Annotated in this window: 16 protein-coding genes; 8 read left to right on the forward strand and 8 right to left on the reverse strand. The window is 41.5% G+C overall.

The window, feature by feature from the left end:
- The first annotated feature begins 19 nt into the window (after positions 1–19).
- The 8 genes from J1G40_RS08075 (at position 20) to J1G40_RS08110 (ending at position 8,044) form a co-directional block, all read left to right on the forward strand.
- Positions 20–805, forward strand: coding sequence for an enoyl-CoA hydratase/isomerase family protein (locus tag J1G40_RS08075; protein WP_265242110.1), 786 nt, complete (start codon positions 20–22; stop codon positions 803–805).
- Complete coding sequence (locus J1G40_RS08080) at positions 806–1,813, forward strand: NADP-dependent oxidoreductase (protein ID WP_414855664.1); 1,008 nt, start codon at positions 806–808, stop codon at positions 1,811–1,813.
- A gap of 3 nt (positions 1,814–1,816) precedes the next feature.
- The gene (locus J1G40_RS08085; protein WP_265242112.1) at positions 1,817–2,794 is read left to right on the forward strand and encodes an NADPH:quinone oxidoreductase family protein; all 978 of its coding nucleotides are present in this window, start codon (positions 1,817–1,819) and stop codon (positions 2,792–2,794) included.
- A 43-nt stretch (positions 2,795–2,837) separates the two neighbouring features.
- Positions 2,838–3,575 (forward strand): SDR family NAD(P)-dependent oxidoreductase, encoded by a 738-nt coding sequence (locus tag J1G40_RS08090; RefSeq protein ID WP_265242113.1) that lies wholly within the window; start codon positions 2,838–2,840, stop codon positions 3,573–3,575.
- Positions 3,576–3,585: 10 nt separating this feature from the next.
- Complete coding sequence (locus tag J1G40_RS08095) at positions 3,586–4,050, forward strand: MaoC family dehydratase (protein ID WP_265242114.1); 465 nt, start codon at positions 3,586–3,588, stop codon at positions 4,048–4,050.
- Positions 4,051–4,118: 68 nt separating this feature from the next.
- Positions 4,119–5,936 carry an AMP-dependent synthetase/ligase gene (locus J1G40_RS08100; RefSeq protein WP_265242115.1) on the forward strand — a complete coding sequence of 606 codons (1,818 nt, stop codon included), beginning with the start codon at positions 4,119–4,121 and terminating at the stop codon, positions 5,934–5,936.
- A gap of 115 nt (positions 5,937–6,051) precedes the next feature.
- On the forward strand, positions 6,052–6,687 hold the full coding sequence (locus tag J1G40_RS08105; protein ID WP_265242116.1) for a vancomycin high temperature exclusion protein: 636 nt from the start codon (positions 6,052–6,054) through the stop codon (positions 6,685–6,687).
- A 103-nt stretch (positions 6,688–6,790) separates the two neighbouring features.
- Complete coding sequence (locus tag J1G40_RS08110) at positions 6,791–8,044, forward strand: NRAMP family divalent metal transporter (protein WP_265242117.1); 1,254 nt, start codon at positions 6,791–6,793, stop codon at positions 8,042–8,044.
- 76 nt (positions 8,045–8,120) lie between these two features.
- Here J1G40_RS08110 and acs read toward each other — a convergent pair whose 3' ends face one another.
- The 8 genes from acs to J1G40_RS08150 all read right to left on the reverse strand — a co-directional run bounded on the left by acs (position 8,121) and on the right by J1G40_RS08150 (position 20,272).
- Positions 8,121–10,031 carry an acetate--CoA ligase gene (gene acs / locus J1G40_RS08115; protein ID WP_265242118.1) on the reverse strand — a complete coding sequence of 637 codons (1,911 nt, stop codon included), beginning with the start codon at positions 10,029–10,031 and terminating at the stop codon, positions 8,121–8,123.
- A gap of 11 nt (positions 10,032–10,042) precedes the next feature.
- Entirely contained in the window at positions 10,043–11,734 is a 1,692-nt protein-coding gene (locus tag J1G40_RS08120; protein WP_265242119.1) for a sodium:solute symporter family protein, read from the reverse strand.
- A 28-nt stretch (positions 11,735–11,762) separates the two neighbouring features.
- Complete coding sequence (locus tag J1G40_RS08125; protein WP_265242120.1) at positions 11,763–12,020, reverse strand: DUF4212 domain-containing protein; 258 nt, start codon at positions 12,018–12,020, stop codon at positions 11,763–11,765.
- A 69-nt stretch (positions 12,021–12,089) separates the two neighbouring features.
- A complete protein-coding gene (locus tag J1G40_RS08130; RefSeq protein ID WP_265242121.1) occupies positions 12,090–14,018 on the reverse strand; it encodes an OmpA family protein in 1,929 nt (642 codons plus the stop codon).
- 18 nt (positions 14,019–14,036) lie between these two features.
- Positions 14,037–15,026 (reverse strand): type IX secretion system membrane protein PorP/SprF, encoded by a 990-nt coding sequence (locus J1G40_RS08135; RefSeq protein WP_265242122.1) that lies wholly within the window; start codon positions 15,024–15,026, stop codon positions 14,037–14,039.
- 8 nt (positions 15,027–15,034) lie between these two features.
- Positions 15,035–18,616, reverse strand: a complete 3,582-nt coding sequence (locus J1G40_RS08140; RefSeq protein WP_265242123.1) for a gliding motility-associated C-terminal domain-containing protein — start codon at positions 18,614–18,616, stop codon at positions 15,035–15,037.
- Positions 18,617–18,787: 171 nt separating this feature from the next.
- Complete coding sequence (gene fabD, locus J1G40_RS08145; protein ID WP_265242124.1) at positions 18,788–19,669, reverse strand: ACP S-malonyltransferase; 882 nt, start codon at positions 19,667–19,669, stop codon at positions 18,788–18,790.
- A gap of 81 nt (positions 19,670–19,750) precedes the next feature.
- Complete coding sequence (locus J1G40_RS08150) at positions 19,751–20,272, reverse strand: gamma carbonic anhydrase family protein (RefSeq protein ID WP_265242125.1); 522 nt, start codon at positions 20,270–20,272, stop codon at positions 19,751–19,753.
- Positions 20,273–20,296 lie beyond the last annotated feature (24 nt).

Below are 20,296 nucleotides of genomic sequence, written 5' to 3' on the forward strand. Positions count from 1 at the left end.
TTGAACAATAGTAGAAGAGATGAACACATTACAACTTACCAGAAGACAGGATTATATCATCGTACAGATGCATCGCGGGAAGGTCAATGCCATCAATTACGAAATGGTCCAGGAACTTCGCCAGGTAATTAAGGATATAGAGAATGATCCAGCTATAAAAGGTGCTATCCTGAGCGGTCAGCCACATTATTTTTCTGCAGGTTTGGATTTAATCGAATTAATCCGCTATGATCATACCCAGATCAATGATTTTTTTGAGGCCTTTGGTAGCCTGTACCTGGAACTTGTACAGTTTTCTAAACCGCTAATAGCAGCAATAACCGGCCATTCTCCGGCAGGAGGATGTGTTTTGGCCGTAACTTGTGATAACAGATTTATGGCCACAGGAGATCAATATCGTATTGGCCTCAACGAGGTCGCCGTAAATATTCAGATTTCTCAAAATCTAACAGAAGCTTATGCATTTTGGATGGGTGAAGGCCTGGCCAGCAGGTATATCCTGGAAGGGAAATTACTAACTGCTTCGGAGGCCCTCTCCGCAGGACTCGTAGATGAATTGCTGCCATTAGAAGAAGTGTTGAGTGCAGCAGAGAACAAGATGCAGCATTATCTTAAAGCAGATACTCAAATATGGCGCAATACCAAAAACAAACTCAGAAAACACTGGTTGGATAAACTGGATTTAGATGCCAAAAATTCCCTGAAAGAAGCAGCTACTTTGTGGTGGAAACCAGAAATAAGAACCAAATTGGAAGCATATGTAGAAAGTTTTTCGAATAAAAATAAAGCTGCTAAACAAAAATAAATTATGAATAAGCAACTCCTATTTGTTAAAAGACCAGTGGGCGAAGCAGATGCTTCGACATGGTCATTAGTAAGTAACCCTATTCCAGAAATTAAAGAAGGTGAAATATTAATTCGACAGCATTATATTTCTCTGGACCCGGCCATGAGAGGGTGGATGAATAATGTCAGGTCTTACATTGCCCCAATGGAAATAGGTTCTGTAATGCGGGCTGGTTCTGTAGGGGAGGTAATAGATTCAAAGAACCATCCGAAATTTAAAGTTGGCGATTTCGTCTCTGGTAATGGCGGTGTACAGCAATATACCGTGTCCGATGGCAAAGGTTATTACCAGGTAGATCCAAAGTTAGCACCCCTTCCTACTTACATTGGCACCCTTGGTATGCCCGGCATGACCGCCTATTTTGGGATACTGGAAGTGGGTAAAATAAAAGAGGGTGATATCGTAGTAGTCTCGGGTGCGGCAGGTGCTGTAGGTAGTATTGTAGGGCAGATTGCTAAAATTAAAGGCTGCACTGTAATTGGAATAGCCGGAGGTGCTGATAAATGTAAATATATAGTGGAAGAACTGGGATTTGATGCAGCTATTGATTATAAAAATGAAGATGTAAAAAGCAGGCTAAAAGAAGAATGTCCTAAAGGACTGGATGTCTACTTTGACAATGTGGGAGGTGAAATTCTTAATATTGCCCTGGGCAGGTTAAGAATGCACGCCAGAGTGGTTATCTGTGGAGCCATCTCACAATACAACAATACCACGGCGGTAAAAGGCCCGAGCAATTATTTGTCTTTATTGGTAAACCGTGCAAGCATGCAGGGAATGGTGGTTTTTGATTGGGCAGACAGGTATGGCGAAGCAGCAGCCCAAATGGGCAAATGGATGGCCGAACAAAAACTCAAAAGCAAAGAGGCTGTTTATGATGGGATAGCCAACTTCCCGGAAACGTATACCCGACTGTTTTCGGGTGAAAAACTAGGCAAGCTCGTGTTAAAAGTAATTGAAGAGTAAATTATGAAAGCGATTTTATGTAAAGCTTATGGCCCTCCCTCTTTCTTAGTGCTGGAAGATTTGGCAAGTCCAAAACCAGGGCCAAAAGAAGTACTGGTGCGGGTAAAAGCCTGTGGGTTGAATTTTCCCGATACTTTGATTATTCAGGGATTATATCAATTTAAACCGGAGTTACCATTTACTCCCGGCAGCGATCTGGCGGGTATCGTTATCGCTGTTGGAGATGAAGTAAAACATCTCTCACCTGGTGATGAGGTATTTGGTTTTGTGCCGTTTGGGGCTTTGGCCCAGGAAGTAGTGGTTCCTTCCAATGCCTGTTTCCGCAAGCCCAAAAATATGGATTACGCTGTTGCAGCATCATTTATGATGGCTTATGGCACCTCATTTCACGCCCTTAAAGACCGTGCAAAACTAAAAAATGGTGAAACATTGCTTGTACTTGGAGCTTCAGGCGGGGTGGGCCTGGCAGCAGTTGAATTAGGGAAACTAATGGGAGCCACGGTTATTGCCGCTGCATCTACAGATGAAAAGTTGGAGTTATGCACATCTTATGGTGCAGACCTGACCATCAATTACGAAAAGGAGGATTTAAAAACTACCATTAAAGCACTTACAAAGAACAAAGGAGCAAATGTGATTTATGACCCTGTTGGAGGTGATTATTCCGAAGCAGCTTTCAGAGGAATAGCCTGGAAGGGCAGGTACCTGGTAGTGGGTTTTGCTGCAGGCAGCATTCCTAAAATGCCATTGAATTTACCTTTATTAAAAGGAGCATCCGTCGTTGGGGTCTTCTGGGGTGGTTTTGCCATGCGCCACCCAAAGGCAAATATGGAAAATACACTTACATTAATGAATTGGTATAAGGAAGGGAAACTTACCCCGCACATCCATAAAAAATATCCCTTGGAGGATACCTCAAAAGCGCTCGAATTTATGATGAAGAGAAAGGCTCAGGGGAAGTTAGTGGTAGAAATAGAATAGAAATATCTTAAAAAGCTAATGACATAAACACAGTAATTATACTATGAGATTAAAGAACAAAGTAGCGATTGTCACCGGCGGTGCCCGGGGCATTGGACAGGCAGTATCAGAACTTTTTGCCAAAGAGGGAGCAACAGTTATTATTGTAGATCTTCTGGCTCAGGGCCAGGAGGTGGCAGACGGCATCAACAATAACAAAGGAACAGCAGAATATCATGCTGTATCAGTGACCGATAGGCCAGCAATAGAGCAACTCTTTAAGCAAGTCAATGATCAACACGGTAAAATAGATATCCTGATTAACAATGCAGGGATTACCAGGGACCGTACGCTCGAAAAAATGAGTGAAGAAGAATGGGATGCTGTTATTGATGTCAATTTAAAAGGTGTTTTTATTTGCACCCAGGCAGCAGTACCCTATATGAAGAGCAATAAATATGGTAGAATTGTAAGTGCTGCTTCCAATGTAGGCCTGAGAGGTAATTTTGGACAAACCAATTACGCCGCCACCAAGGCCGGGGTAATAGCAATGTCTAAAACATGGACTGTAGAGTTTGGCAAACACGGTATTACGGCCAATGCCATAGCTCCGGGGTTTACGATGACCGATATGGTAAAGAAAATCCCTGAAGAACATTTTGAAACCATCAAGGCAAGTATTCCACTTAAAACGGTTGCTCAGCCCATAGATATAGCGTATGGTTATCTTTACCTGGCCTCTGACGAAGCCAAATTTATTTCGGGCATTTGCCTCACCATAGATGGCGGAGTCTCACGTTAAATAAGGAATTATGGCTAAGTTAGAATTAGAAAATTTTAAACAGTTTCGCGAATTAGAAGGCAAGTCGCTCCCCTTAGGAGATTGGATGCAGATTACACAGGAAATGATCAATGACTTTGCCAAAGCCACTACAGATTTTCAATGGATACATACCGATGTGGAAAAAGCCAAAAGGGACTCCCCTTTTAAAAAGACAATTGCCCATGGTTTTATGTCTGTATCACTAATATCGAAACTCCTGGGAGATGTGCTAAAAGTCAACTCGGTTAAAATGGGAATTAACTACGGCCTCAATAAAGTGCGGTTTCCGAGTCCGGTTATCGTAGACAGCTTTCTAAGGCTCAATTGTATTGTGCAGTCTATTGAAGAATACAGAGGTAATGGACTTAAAATTACCTGGCACTGCACGGTAGAAATTAAGGATAGTAAGAAGCCAGCTTGTGTAGCCGAATTCGTTAGCCTGATGTTCGAATAGCTATTATTTCGTAACCCGGAATTGGAATTATTTTGTAAATTCAGAGGAGATTATCAATAACCAAACCAATGACCAGACTTTTCGACCTCCTTTACAACCAGTTGGAGCAGAACCCGCTGCAAAAAGCAATAAGTGCCAGGGATGCTTCCGGCCAATGGCAATCCTATAGTACACAAGAACTTGTAGACAGTGCAGAAAAGGCAGCTTCAGGCCTCGTTAAATTGGGGCTTCAAGCCGGTGATAAAGTAGCCCTTGTAGCTTACAAGAACAGGCCGGAATGGCTTATTATGGATTATGCCATCCAAATGGCTGGTTTAATTAGTATCCCTATGTACCCCACCATAAGTTCAGGGGAATACGAATATATTCTTAACGAAGCAGAGGTAAAAGTAGCCTTCTGCGGAGGGCTTGATCTCTTTGATAAGCTATCTGCCGCTCAGATAAATCTACCGGAGCTAAGTCATATATATACCTTCGATAAGAGCCCTGGCAGGCCATTCTGGGAAGATATTTTTGATACAACACTGCTGAAAGAGGTAGAAAGAATTAAAAATACAATAACAGGAGACAATCTTGTAACCATTATATACACCTCAGGAACAACCGGCCATCCCAAGGGTGTGATGCTTAAACACAGTAATGTGATGCATGTAGTAGTGGCAACTTCAGAAGTCGTCAATTTAAACCCGGGTGAAAAAGTTCTAAGTTTCCTCCCAATGTGCCATATTTACGAGCGTGCCGTTTCTTTCGTTTACTGTTATAAGGCAGCATCTGTATACCATTGTGGCACTGATAATCTCAGTGGTCCTGAAGGTGATTTAGCCAGCGTTAAACCGGTGATTTTTACCACTGTGCCAAGACTACTCGAAAAGATTTACGAAGCAATTTACAACAAGGGCTTGTCTCTTGAAGGTAGTAAAAGAAAGCTTTTCTTTTGGGCACTCAAGCTAACCGATAATTTTGAAATTGGTCAAAAACGCTCTTTATTGGCCAACATTAAATGGTCTGTTGCAGATAAACTGATTTTTAGCAAATGGCGAGCGGCCCTGGGTGGAAACATTCGGATGATTGTTACCGGAGCAGCGCCTTGTCCTTTAAAAATCTTACGGGTTTTTTGTGCCGCAGGAATTAATATAAAAGAGGCCTATGGCCTGACAGAAACTTCACCTACCCTTACCGGTAATACCATGGAACCAAATGGCACTTTATTAGGAACCGTAGGTTATGCCGTCAATGGGGTGGAGCTATTTATAGACAAAAGTTCAGGTAATTACAAAGAAGACGAAGGTGAAATATTGGCTTTTGGGCCAAATGTAATGGTTGGATACTACAAGAAACCTGAAATCAACGCACGGGTATTCAAAGAAATTGACGGTAAGAAATGGTTCTGTACAGGGGATATAGGCAAAATGGTTATTGGCCCGGGTGGCAGAGAATTTCTTAAGATAACAGACAGGAAGAAAGAACTTTTAAAAACTTCCGGAGGCAAATATGTTGCCCCGGCTCCAATTGAAAATAGAATTAAAGAAGATTTTCTTATAGAGCAGATGATGGTTATAGGTGACAAACAAAAATTTGTCTCTGCCCTGGTAGTCCCTGCAGAAGAAGCCCTTAAAAACTGGTGCTTGCATAAAAAGATAGCATGGACTACCCTTAATGAAATGATTCAGAATAAAAAGGTGCTAGCCAAATATCAGAAGGTTTTAGATTCTTATAATCCAGAGTTTAATCATATTGAACAAATTAAAAAATTCCGGCTTATTTCCTCTCCCTGGTTACCCGTGCACGAAGATAATTCCGAGGCAGAGTTAACCCCTACACTAAAACTCAAGAGACGGGTTATACGAGAGAAGTTTAAGGCAGAAATTGCAGAGATGTATACCTGAATTCAGGCACTGGATGGTTAAAACCCCTGCTGAATGCTAATTTAATTTATCCTTAACGGGATAAGCATTAAAAATTCCCCCCGTTGTTTACTTTTAATCTTCCATTTGAGATAAAATGAAGAAAAAATATCGTTATGCACTCCTGATTACCATTATTACCCCGGTATTAATGGTTTTGCTCTCCAATCTCATTATTGAGTTTTCTGCAGATGGGAAGACCTATAACGATATCGATAGTGTTCCAAAAAATAAAGTTGGCCTTGTTCTGGGTACTTCAAAGAAGCTTTCGAGTGGCCATGCCAATCCTTATTATGCCAACAGAATAAATGCCACAATTGCCTTATATAAAGCCGGTAAAATAGATTTTGTCCTGGTCAGTGGTGATAATGGGAGTAAATATTATAACGAACCTACCACTTTTAAAAAAGATCTTGTTTCCGGGGGCATTCCGGGGGAGAAAATCTTCCTTGACTATGCGGGTTTCCGAACCCTGGATTCTATGGTCAGGGCAAAGGTTATATTTGGATTGGATAGTGTCACCGTAATTTCGCAGAAATTCCATAACAAACGCGCCATCTTTATTGCTGGTAAAAAAGGCCTGACAGCCATTGGATTCAACGCCGTTGACGTAAAAGGACAGCAAGGGCGTAAAGTTAAATTTAGAGAATATCTTGCCAGGGTAAAGGTATTTGTAGATTTGGTTCTAAATACCCAGCCAAAATTCTTTGGCGAAAAAGTGGTAATTGAGTAATAAGGGAATAAATAATACTAGTTATAGCAATATGGCAGATAAAATGTTCTAAACTCTGGCTAAGAAATAAATTGTTATTTTCGGAAATTCAATTTAACCTTCCATGTCGCAACTAAAAACGCTATTAAAAAATCTGGGGCCCGGGTTGCTTTTTGCCAGCATGGCCATAGGAACTTCCCATCTTGTTCTATCTACTAAAGCCGGAGCTCAATACGGCTGGATTATGGTAATCCCGATTGTTCTGGCCAATATATTTAAATATCCCTTTTTTGAATTTGGTATCAGATATACCAATGTCACAGGAAAAAGTCTGATTGAGGGGTACTTAAACAGGGGCAAAGGATATTTATGGCTTTACGCGATTATTACATTAGTGACGACTTTCACCATTCTCGCTGCCTTGTATGTTGTTACCGCCGGCCTCTTTATAAATCTTTTCGACATTTCCAACATAGGGGTCAGTACTGTTGCTTTGGGGCTGTTTGTACTTATTAGTACTATCCTTATCATCGGGCGGTACAGGTTTTTGGAAACATCATTGAAATTTGTGGTATCCATTTTGTTTACTGCCCTATTGGTGACCACCGCACTGGTTGTATTTAAAGGGCAAATTACCCCAGTTGCCAATTTTGAACGTCCCGAAATTTTTAACGAAGTAGGCATTTTGTTCCTAATAGGTCTTATAGGCTGGATGCCGACTGCGGTAGAAGCCAGTAGTTGGCTGAGTCTTTGGAGCCTGGAGAAATACAAAATCAGCGGCACCAAGCCCTCTTTAAAAGAGGCACTGCAAGAGTTTAATTCGGGTTATTTTTTAACCGCATTACTGGCGATATTCTTTTTGGTCATAGGTTGGATGACGCTCTATGGATCCAATACCGAACTAAGTGGTAATGCGACTATTTTTGCCGATCAGGTAGTACAATTATTTACTACACATATAGGAAACTGGGCATACATTTTTATTGCAGTATCGGCTTTTGCTACTATGTTCAGTACCTGTATGACCGCCCATGATGCAATCGCCAGGGTAAGTCTGGACATTGTGGGGTTGCTTACTCCTAAAGACAAGAACTTTTCCGGAAGAAGGTTTTATGCCTCGGGAGTTATTATCCTTGCCCTGGTAAATTTTGTGGTACTTTCAGCTTTTGGAGCAAATATGGGGCTATTGGTAGCATTGGCTACCTTTATTTCCTTTGTATTGGCGCCGGTGGTAGGATTTATGAATCTGAAGAACGTAATGAGTCATGATCTGCCTTCTGCTCTTAGACCAAAAAAGGGATTGCAATACCTGACATATGCGGGTATTTTATTCCTTTCGTTTTTTGCCATCTATTACTGCTGGATGGTCCTCTTTTAGTGCATACAATGTTTCATTAACAATTGCACACACCTAATTGCTTATTGTTTACTGTTAATTGTTATTTGTTAATTGATTACGGAATAGCATTATCCATTATTTCCGTAACTACCTCCGGATTTAACAGCGTGCTGATGTCCCCCAGATTATCCGTGTCTTTGCCAGCGATTTTCCTAAGTATCCTTCTCATTATTTTTCCACTTCGGGTTTTGGGAAGTCCGGATACGAACTGAATTTTATCCAGTTTGGCTATGGGCCCTATCTGTTCTGTAATTTGTTGATTGATCTCTTTCCTTAAATTATCCCTGTCTCTGCTTTCCCCTATATCTTTTAATATCACAAATCCGTAAAGTGCATTCCCTTTAACATCGTGAGGAAACCCTACTATTGCAGATTCAGCAACTGCAGGATGCTCATTTATGGCATCTTCTATTGGCGCTGTGCCCAGATTATGGCCCGAAACAATAATAACATCATCTACCCTTCCGGTGATCCTGTAATAACCAACGGCATCCCTTAGAGCACCGTCACCTGTAAAATATTTGTTGTCATAGGCAGAAAAATACGTCTCACGATATCTTTTATGGTCTCCCCATATGGTCCTCGCCATTGAGGGCCAGGGAAACTTAATACACAACCTTCCGCTTACCTGATTGCCCTTTATTTCTTCTCCTTTTTCATCCATCAGTGTCGGTTGTATCCCAATAAATGGCAAGGTGGCGTAAGTTGGAGTTGTTGGAGTTACGTACGGAATAGGTGAAATCATGACACCTCCGGTTTCCGTTTGCCACCAGGTATCTACAATAGGGCTTTTCCCCTTTCCAATATTATTATTATACCAGTGCCAGGCTTCCTCGTTAATGGGTTCGCCTACCGTTCCCAGAATTTTCAAGGAAGAGAGATCATGCTTTTCTACATGTTCCAGTCCTTCTTTTGCCAATGCCCTGATCGCAGTTGGTGCGGTATAGAACTGGTTAACCTTATGCTTATCCACAACTTCCCAAAACCTGCTGTAATCCGGATAAGATGGCACCCCTTCGAACATTACTGTAGTGGCTCCATTTGCCAGGGGACCATAAACAATATAAGAATGCCCGGTAATCCAGCCGATATCCGCTGTACACCAATAGACATCATTTTCACGATACTGAAAAATATTCTTGAACGTATACGCAGTATATACCATATAACCCCCACAGCTATGTACCATACCCTTGGGTTTCCCGGTAGAGCCAGAGGTATACAAAATAAATAGCGGGTCTTCTGCATCCATGATCTCTGCATTACAATCAGCATACGCATTATCTAGGAGCGGTTGTAACCAAAGATCTCGTCCTTCTTTCATGTTAACAGATCCTCCAGTGCGTTTTACAACTAATACTTTGCTAACTCCGGGGCAATCATCCATAGCAGCATCTACTATGGCTTTTAAGTCTAAGGTTTTCCCTCCTCTGTAAGATCCGTCAGAAGTTATTACCAATTTGCAATCACAATCATTAATTCTCGTGGAGAGCGCATTAGACGAAAATCCGGCAAATACCACTGAGTGGATAGCGCCTATCCTGGCACAAGCGAGGAGTGCAATGGCCAGTTCAGGGATCATTGGCAAGTAAATACAAACCCTGTCTCCTTTACCTACCCCCTGCTCTTTCAGCACATTGGCCATTCTGCTTACTTGCTGGTGCAATTCACGGTAGGTTATATGCTGGGTCTCTTCCTTAGGGTCATTAGGCTCAAATATTATAGCTGTCTTATTTCCTCTGGTAGGGATATGACGATCCAAACAATTCTCCGTAATGTTTAATTTGGCCCCATCAAACCATTTTACTTCAGGTTTTTCAAAATCCCAACTCAGTACGTTATCCCATTTTTTTCTCCAGACAAAATGCTCCTCCGCTATTTCTTCCCAAAATCCTTCTGGGTCTCTAACAGATTTACGATATACCTGGAAATACTCTTCTAGATGTTTAATGTGGTAATTACTCATTGCACTGACTTTTAATGTGATTGCGCTTTTTCAACGCCACTAGGAATTCTGATAGTTTCTACAATCTCCTGCACTTCTTCCGGAGGATCTGGTGTAAATTTCGAAATAAGGATCGAAACTATAAAGTTAAGCAACATTGCAACTGTTCCAAAACCTTCAGGCGAAATCCCAAACCACCAATCCTCTTTGCTGCCTCCACCAAACATATCGAACTTAAATTTAAGCATATAGAATAGCATAGAAATTATCCCGACCAACATACCCGCGATAGCACCTTCCTTATTCATTCTCTTATTAAAAATCCCCATAATTATGGCCGGAAAGAAAGATGCAGCTGCCAGGCCAAAGGCCAGGGCCACTGTGGCCGCAACAAAATCCGGAGGGTTAATTCCAAAGTAGCCCGCAACGCAAACTGCAGCAACAGCCGATAACCTTGCCGCAATTAATTCCCCTCTTTCAGAAATATCCGGTTGAAGCTGCTTCTTTATAAGGTCATGCGAAATAGAGGTAGAAATAACCAATAATAAACCCGCTGCTGTAGATAAGGCTGCTGCCAATCCGCCTGCCGCAACAAGGGCAATTACCCAATTGGGTAATTTTGCAATCTCAGGATTGGCCAATACCATAATATCGGCATCAACTGTAAGCTCGTTTTTTTGATCATCCCCCACGTACTGGATAATACCATCCCCATTTTTGTCATTAAATTTTATTAGTCCTGTGGTTTCCCACTTCGAGAACCAATCTGGCATATCTGCATATTCTTTATTGCTCACAGTCTCAATTAAATTGGTCCTTGCGAAGACGGCAATAGCGGGTGCAGTAGTATAGAGAATGGCGATAAATAGCAAGGCATAACCTGCAGATTTCCGAGCATCCTTTACCCTTGGAACTGTAAAAAACCTAACAATAACATGGGGTAAACCAGCGGTCCCTACCATTAGAGCCGCAGTAATAAAGAAGATATCTATCATTGGTTTGGAGCCGTTGGTGTACTGATCAAACCCCAGATCAGTGGATAAGCCATCCAACTTGTCTAACAATGAAATACTCTCGCCAACAACATCACTCCCCATCCCCAATTGTGGAACGGGGTTACCGGTCATTTGAATCGATATAAAAATTGCCGGAACCATGAAGGCAAAGATCAAGACGCAATACTGGGCTACCTGAGTATAGGTAATACCTTTCATTCCTCCCAAAACTGCATAAAACAGAACGATAATCATCCCTATAATTACCCCGGTATTGATGGGCACCTCGAGGAATCTTGAGAATACCAGTCCAACTCCTCGCATCTGACCTGCAACATAAGTAAATGAGACCAGTAAGGCACAAATAATCGCAACCGTTCTTGCAACGTTAGAATAGTACCGATCTCCAATAAAATCGGGTACTGTAAATTTTCCAAACTTTCGAAGGTAAGGGGCCAATAAAAGTGCCAGTAGCACATAACCGCCGGTCCATCCCATCAGATAAACAGAACCGTCATAGCCACTAAATGAAATAAGACCGGCCATCCCAAGAAAGGAGGCCGCTGACATCCAATCGGCCGCTGTTGCCAAGCCATTAGCAAGAGGGGGGACCCCACCTCCGGCAACGTAAAAATCTTTAGTAGAACCTGCCCTGGACCATATTGCAATGCCTATGTAAAGAGCAAAAGTTATCCCTACAATGACATAAGTCCATGTCTGTACATCCATAATTTATAGTGAGTTTGGTCTGGTCAACCTATTTGTCAAAACCATATTTTGAATCCAGCTTGTTCATTAATCGTACGTAGATAAAAATAAGGACTACGAAGACATAAATGGCACCCTGTTGGGCAAACCAAAATCCTAACTTAAAGCCGCCCAACGGTATTTTATCCAGAGTGTCTTTCAGTAAAATCCCAAAACCATAGGAAACTAAAAACCAAACACCCAGCAAGATACCTACATATTGCAAGTTCTTTTTCCAATACTGTTGCGCAATTGATGGTTTATCCATAGGAAAACAATTTCCTAAATATAAGTAATCTGGGAATCTTATTAGAAAATGACACTAAAAAGTGTTGAATTAATCGTATAAGAGTTTATAGTTCAGAACAACGATCAGATGGCGTTCATTTTGTTTGTGCAACAATTCCAGACAATATACCCCATTAGTGCAGTTATTGGTAATCTTGTCTTCGCCATACCCTATAGCATAAAGAATATTTGATTCGGGCATCCCATTATCTGTCAGGTACTTTTTAATTGTATTGGCCCTACTCTGAGATATCCGGAAATTTGTTGCGCTACCCCCTCTGCTGTCGGTATGTGCTTCTATTCGTAACTGAAGCTCGGGAAATTTCGCTACAGCAGCTATGGCCTTATCCAATTCTGTAGCAATTTCAGGAGTCATTTTAGAACTCCCCCGGACAAAAAAGAATTTATTCATCTTTATAACAGTTTGCCCTTCTCTCTCCTGAACAAGGTCGTCTAACTGATAAAGTTTAACATCCAGGTTATTTGTTTGAAATTTTTCTAAAGCGGCTTCATTATACTCTTGAAGAAATCCTGAATAGCGCGACTTTGAAATTTCTATTCTTGCATTTGTTCTCCAGGGCACTTCCAGTCTGTATGTTCCGTCATTTGCAGAGTAGGTCTCTTTGATAAGCTCCCCTTTCTCATCCAATAATTTTACCAATACCTCCGGTATGCCCAAGGTGGAATTGTCATCGGTTATTTCACCGCGGATGACCAGTGTTTTTAAACCTGGCTTTTTGTCCACCAAAAAGCCATAGATATCATCATTGCCTTTACCACCTTCCCGGTTTGAAGAGAAATACCCAATGAGGCCTTCCTGATCATTATTTTTAATAATAAATCCAAACTCGTCTTTTTCAGAGTTTACTACATCGCCCAGGTTTATAGGAATGCTGTAATTGTTATCTGATCCAATTTCAGATTTATAAATATCCATGCCTCCAAAACCATAAAAAATATCCGATGAATAAAACAGGCTATTCTCAAATACATAAGGCGATATTTCGTTGGCAGGAGAGTTTATCCTTGGACCTAAATTAATAGGAGAAGACATTATTTGTCCGTTATTGGTATAAACGAAGTAAATATCTGTTCCCCCCAGGCTATCTTCAAAATTTGCAGCGAAGTACAATTTACTATTGGCCTCATCGTAAAAAGGATAATAAAAAGAAGTGCTCAGATCTCTTAATAAATAATTGAAATTCCCATTAGTATCAGAGATACCCAAGGCTAAGGAATTTTTGCCATTTTCGTCAAAAGAGAGATTTCCTTTGTCGGCATTGGAAAGCACATAAAAGACAGAATTGAGTTGCTTTGAGTAATAGGGTGTAGCAGCATGAAATTTTGTTTTCGGAATACCGGTATAAGGGCTTGGATTAATTATTTGTCCCTGGTTGTCAACATTCCCCACAAAGATGTCCAGATAACCTTCTTGTTTGGGCCCGTACTTGGTTTTGGCACTTTGAGGGCGGCCGCTCGAAAAAAGCACCTTATTTTCAAAAAATGCAGTTCCAAAGTCGGCATGTGGACTATTTGCATTGATATTGAATATGTTGAAATTTAAGGCATCACTATTTTCCGCTTCCATTAAGTCAAAATTAAAAGCAGCGTTTTCTACGAGCTCTTCAGACAATGAAGTGGTTTTTGTAGCAAGAAACGCTTTGGCCCTATCCCGTCCGGAAGTTCTGGTCATGGCTCCCAGCATTTTACTGAAATGATAATCAGACATTGTACTGTCTTTCTTGTATACCTCAAAATATTTCTCTGAAGCCTGCTTAAAATTTCCGGTTTTGAAGAAAGAATCTGCCAGGTTCAGTACTTGCTGATTGGTCAACGGGGCCCGATTCATCTCATTGTAATACTCCTTGATAGCTTCCTTGTAGGCATATTCAAAGAAGAGTATATCCGCCTTTGATTTCTTAACCTGGGCAAAGCCCATGGCAGAAACCAATAAAAAGCCAAGAAGTACATATTTCATTTTCATGCCATTATATGTTTAGAAAAAACGTGGTGTATCAATCTGTTTTGGTTTGCCTTTTCTACTTTTAGTACTGTCGTCTTTAACGCGCTCTCCTCCTTTACCTAAATAAAATTTAAGAATTACTTCATGCGATCCACTGTTAAACTCTCCAAGACCATTGGTGTTATAGTCATAAGAATATCCAATAAAAGTTCCACTAGACACTTGAAAACCAGCCAAACCGCTAACCGCGTTATCAGACCTGTATGAGGCGCCAATTGTAAATACATCGCTTATCAAAAAATTACCTGAACCGTTTATAGTAACAGGAGCACCTGCAATATAGTTTACCAGGAAGGCCGGCTTGAATTTTAATCCGTCAGACAGACCAAAAACATATCCACCTATAAAATTAAATTGCAACTTATCATCAACTACCATGGCAACGTCTTCATCGTAAATACCGTCGGTTAAGAAGTTAGGCACTGATGCCCCAAGGTACCAATCCTGATCATACAGAAACATCCCGGCACCTACTGTGGGATAAAACTTCTTTATCAACTGCCGGTCTAAAATAGGTTCCCCTGGATTCTCAAAAGTCCCTTTGGAGAAATCCACATTGAGAAAAGACCCACCTCCATCTATACCAAACGACAATTTTGTGCTTTCAGACAGATTCACCTGAAAGGAATATGCAAGATCTACATAGGTTTGGGTGGTTGGCCCCAACTGATCGCTAATGACATTAAATCCAAGACCATTTCTTTCATTTGCCATGGGCATATTTACCCCAAATCTAATAGTCCTTGGTGCCCCGGGTATATCTATCCATTGTGCCCTGTAAAGTGCCGAAATATCAGCAGTTTCTACACTACCAACATAGGCAGGATTAAAACTGCCAATATTATACATATACTGTGTATACTGAGGGTCTCTTTGTGCTTCTACCTTAAAGACCATTGCCAAGGTAAAGACAAAGAGCAAAAAGCTGATTTTAATATTAGGGCCACTTGTTTTACAAGTCATATAATTTATCATCTTATAAGCTGTACCCAGCCTTTTCGTATTTCTGAACCATCACCCAGATCCAGGATATAATAATAAGTTCCTTCCGGTGCATCTTCACTTTTATATCTTCCATCCCATACTCTGTCTTCTAACATATTTCTGGCTTCAAAAACAGCATTCCCATATCGGTTAAAAATCTGAAGTGATGTATTGGTAAAGGTTCCTATATCTCTTATAGTGAGGTAATCGTTTGTTCCATCATTATTGGGTGAAAACTGGTTAAAAATAAACCCGGGATCAGCCACTGTTGGCAGACTTACTTTTACCTCAACTGTGGAAGTATTGTTATCCAATTTGTCTTCCGAATCTACAGGGGCAGATCTTACAATTGTAGCCGTATTAATAAATGTACCTTCATTGGGGACATTCACAATAATTTCCAATCTGGCTTCCTGATTTCGCATAAGGCTAGGTATAAACCATATTCCGCTTTCTAAATCGTATTCCCCATTATCAGCCTGAAATGTTGGGTTCGTAAAGTTGACCGCATCCAAAATATCACTTACCTCAATATTGGAGATAACATCCTCATCTGAATCAGATTTGTTGGTCACCAGGATGGTAAACATAACCTCATCCCCAACCAATGGGTTTACACTGACCGCCGTTTTTTCTATCTCAAGATCTATCCCTTCAGGTCTGTCTATCACCAGATTGACAGTGGAAACATTGTTAGAAGGATTATCATCTCTCGGGGCAGATTCTATGTATTCAGCAGTATTACTGTAAGTAGCACCTCCTGGAAGAATACCGACGGTAATATCGATATCTGCACTTTGCAAATTGTCTATTTGAAGAATATCCCAATCTCCTGTCACAGGATCATAGGTTCCGCTTACTGTTTCATGACTAACATACTCAAACTCCGGCTCAAGAAGGTCCCTGATCTTAATTCCACGGACAATCCTATCGTCCAAATTGGTTACAGTAATTGTAAATGTCACCTGCTCGCCTACCACTCCATTTTCGTTATCAACAATTTTTGTTACCTGGAGGTCTATAGGTGTTGCACAATCTGGTGAAGGTCTGGGATCACAAGCATCCAAATGGTCCCATCCATTGTCTATTTCTTCACCATCTGTAAAGCCATCTCCATCGGTATCACACAGAGCGCTGCTATTATTTGGAATACAAGGATTATTATTGTCGGGATCTAACTGGTCTACCACACCATCACTATCTGTATCAAAATCCAGAGAATCTAAGGCATCTATAATACCATCACCATCTTCATCCAGCGGATTTTCTACGTCATCTCCCACCTCTGCTCCGTCTTCAATTCCGTCTTCGTCAGAATCAGGGTTATTTGGGTCTGTACCCAAATTGGCTTCAGGACCGTCAAATAAGCCATCACCATCGGTATCCACATCGCAATCGTTTACAGAAATTGTTACTGTAGCAGCAGCGTCTTCACAAGGGGCCTCTGCTATGTTCGTTGTATAAGTAAAGATGTAATTACCATCTGGCAAGCCCTCAAAATTAACAATATTGTCAGCGTCCGGAACTAAGGTCCCCGAAGGATCCACTGTAACTTCCCAGGCGCCCTGGTCTGCACCCGTCAGTAAATCGTCCAGATCTACCGTAGTTGGTCCGTTTGTTATATCACTACAAGAAGAAGTATCACTGGGTGTCCCAGCAGTTGGCTGCGGCTTAACTGTGGCTGTTACTGCTTCTCTTTCCGAAGTACAGCCATTAGCTGTTGCCTCTACCCAAAAAGTGGTAGTAGTCGCAATATTTGGGGTGAATTCAGCAAAACCAGATAGTACAACTGTCCCGGTTTGAGTAGCGAACCATCTAAAACTCGGCAACTCAGGGCTTCCGGGTATATTTCCTGAAACGGTCAGGGTAGCTGTACCCGGACCACATATGGTATCATCGGTGGTTGCAGTAATCACCGGTGTTGTATTCTGTGTTATGGTAACCTCCAGACTTGGACTTACACAACTGTTGGCGGCATCATAAAAGAAACCATAGTAAGACCCTGCGTTTGGATTATTTATCTGTGTATTATTAAGATGATTGAGTGCATCTGCCTGATCAACAGGGTCCGGGTTTAAACTCCATTTGAGTTCGGTACCTGGAGGCGGGACAGAATTGGTATAATCATTAAGGCTTACGGTTATAAGATCACAAAAAGTGGTAGGAACACCAGCATTAATCACTGGCGGATTGTCTCCTGCAATACAAGGATCGCATTCCGTCACATTAATAAGTACAGCAACTGATTGATTAATACAGGGAGCAATCGCAGTATTTGTGGTGTAAGTGTACTCGTATACACCCTCTACCCCATTATCAAAGTTCACTTCATTTCCATTATTCGGATTTTCTGTAGCAGGACCACCTGTTTGAGTCCAATCCCCGTCATCCACGGTACCGGATAACAGATCATCCAAATCCACTTTGGTTTCTCCAAAATCCTTATCAATACAGGCATTACCATTAGACGGTGTGCCCGCGGATGGTGTAAAACTCTGAGTTAAGGTCAAAGGGGTAGACGGACTCTCACAATCAAATGGGATATCAGAGAAAAAGGCATAATATGTGCCCGTTGTACTGACCGTAGGATTAATATTGAGCCAATCCCCGGTAACTGAAGGATCCGGGTTGATGCTCCATCTTAGGCCGGCCCCTGCAGGAACCGCACCGCTGTAATACGTATCCAATGCTACCGAAAATGCATCGCAAAATGCGGTAGGGTTATTATTCAGTACAGGCGCCTGGTCTCCCGCATTACAATCATCGTCAGCAATGGTCACTGTTGCCTCGTTTGTAGCTCCAATGGTAAAAGACGGATTGTCTGTACTATCTAGCGTTAAAATAACTGTTTCGTCCCCTTCTGCATCCGGATCATCAATGGGGACCACAAAAATATTCCTATTTACCTGAAGGCCGTTATTTGCAAAAGTCAGAATAACCGCATTGGTCAAAATGTAATCCACACCATCAGCAGCGGTTCCGCTAATTGTATAATTGACGGTAACCGGAGATTGTGTATTATTCGGTGCACTAATCGAAATTCTAAATTGCCCTGAATCCGGGCCGGCTTCTGCAGCATCAGGGTCAAAAGGAGGTTCTACAAGACTCAAAGAAACAGTACCAAAGTCGTTGTCTGTAATATCTATGGATTGTGTGTTGTCATTTACATCAGGAGCAACGGTATAACCTAATCCGCCAGCTATACTGACAATTATAGATTCGTCCCCTTCAATCAGGGCATCATCAACTACTCCGGTAATCCCAAGAACGAATTCTGACTCCCCAGTGGCAAATTGAACGGGTATGAATTGATCATAATCCGAATTCTCGGTAGCTGTACCGCCGACAATAATATTTACTGTAAAGTCGAATGGAGCAGGAATATCTGTAAGAATACGAAAACTGCCCCCTATGGCTCCTTGTTCAGCAACCTGATCATCTCCAACTACAATACTGACTTCCGGGAATTGAGCGGTCAGAGTAGCGGTAGATAAGAGTACTACCAATACAACCAGTACTTTAGTAATTCTGGTCATAATCCCCATAAAACCATCGAATTTTCTTTTCATTTTCATAGTCTGCCCTTTGAATCAACTCATAAATCAATTCACAGCATGGTAAGTAGGTTTAATTAAAAAAATGGGGTCTCAATATTACTAAAAAACTTCGCATAACCGCAATAAATAGGGTTAAATATGCCTTTTTCGGCTGAAATGCATTAAAATGGGATTTTTGCCTAATTAAAGGGCAGCAGAAGCGGTTTCGGAGTTCGAATTAATCTTTTTAACCAAGCCTTGTAGTACCCTCCCTGGTCCTACTTCTGTAAATAAGGTAGCCCCGTCCTTGATCATATTCTCAACACTTTGTGTCCATTTAACCGGAGCGGTCAGCTGTAGAATTAAATTCTCTTTAATTCTATTTGCGTCCTCTATGGCGGTGGTACTTACATTCTGATATATTGGGCAAATGGGATTCCCAAATGTGGTGGCTTCAATAGCAGCGGCCAAAACTTCCCTTGCGGGCTCCATTAATGGAGAGTGAAAGGCCCCACCTACGGGCAATACCAGAGCTCTTCTGGCACCAGCTTCTTTTAGTTTTTCACAAGCCGAGTTCACAGCTCCCACCTCGCCCGAAATCACTAACTGACCAGGGCAATTATAGTTGGCTGCCACAACAATACCTTCTGTTTCCTGGCAAATTCTCTCTACAACATCGTCTTCAAGGCCAAGTACTGCCGCCATGGTACTCTGCTGTAATTCACAGGCCTGCTGCATCGCCTGGGCTCTTTGGGATACCAGTCGGAGTCCGTCCTCAAAATTTAATGTGTTGTTGGCTACCAAAGCCGAAAACTCCCCTAATGAATGTCCGGCCACCATATCGGGTTTAAAATTATCCCCCATTACCTTGCTCATAATAACAGAATGAAGGTAAATGGCTGGCTGTGTCACATTGGTTTGTTTCAATTCATCAGCAGTACCCTCAAACATGGTATCGGTTATGGAAAAACCCAAAATATCATTGGCTTCTTCAAATAACTCCTGAGCCATCGGATACTTCTCATAAAGATCTAAGCCCATTCCAACAAATTGAGCCCCCTGGCCCGGAAATATATATGCATTCATCTATTCAATATTTAGTTCGGCTAAAATAGGGAATATTTGGAAGTTCTGAATAGGTGTTTACTGCTTATTGGATTATGCCTCTTACTCACTTTCTTCTTTAAACCATCCGGAATACTTAACATAGCTATTGGCAATCCTATCTATCTCACCCGCACTGAGTTCCGGGCTTACATCTTTGATTTTTTTAGCGGGCATTCCGGCATAAATTGTTCCTTCCGGTACATGGGTACCTTTAGTAACAACCGCACCAGCGGCTATTATGCTATTACTTTCCACAATACAGTCGTCCATTATTATACTGCCCATCCCAACAAGCACATTATCTTTTATGGTACATCCATGTACTATTGCATTATGGCCAATTGAGACATTATTCCCAATAGTGGTTGGAGATTTTTTATAAGTACAATGTACAACGGCGCCATCCTGCACATTTACTTTATTGCCCATTTTTATGAAGTGAACATCTCCCCTTAGCACTGCATTGAACCAAATACTGCACTGATCACCCATAGTAACCTCACCTACAATTGTCGCATTCTCTGCGATAAAGCAATCCTCTCCTATTTTTGGGGTATTCCCGTTTATGGTTTTGATAATCATCTATTCCCGTTATTTCTGTTATTG

The sequence above is a fragment of the Muriicola sp. Z0-33 genome, assembly GCF_026126425.1.
GTDB lineage: Bacteria > Bacteroidota > Bacteroidia > Flavobacteriales > Flavobacteriaceae > JAFMPW01.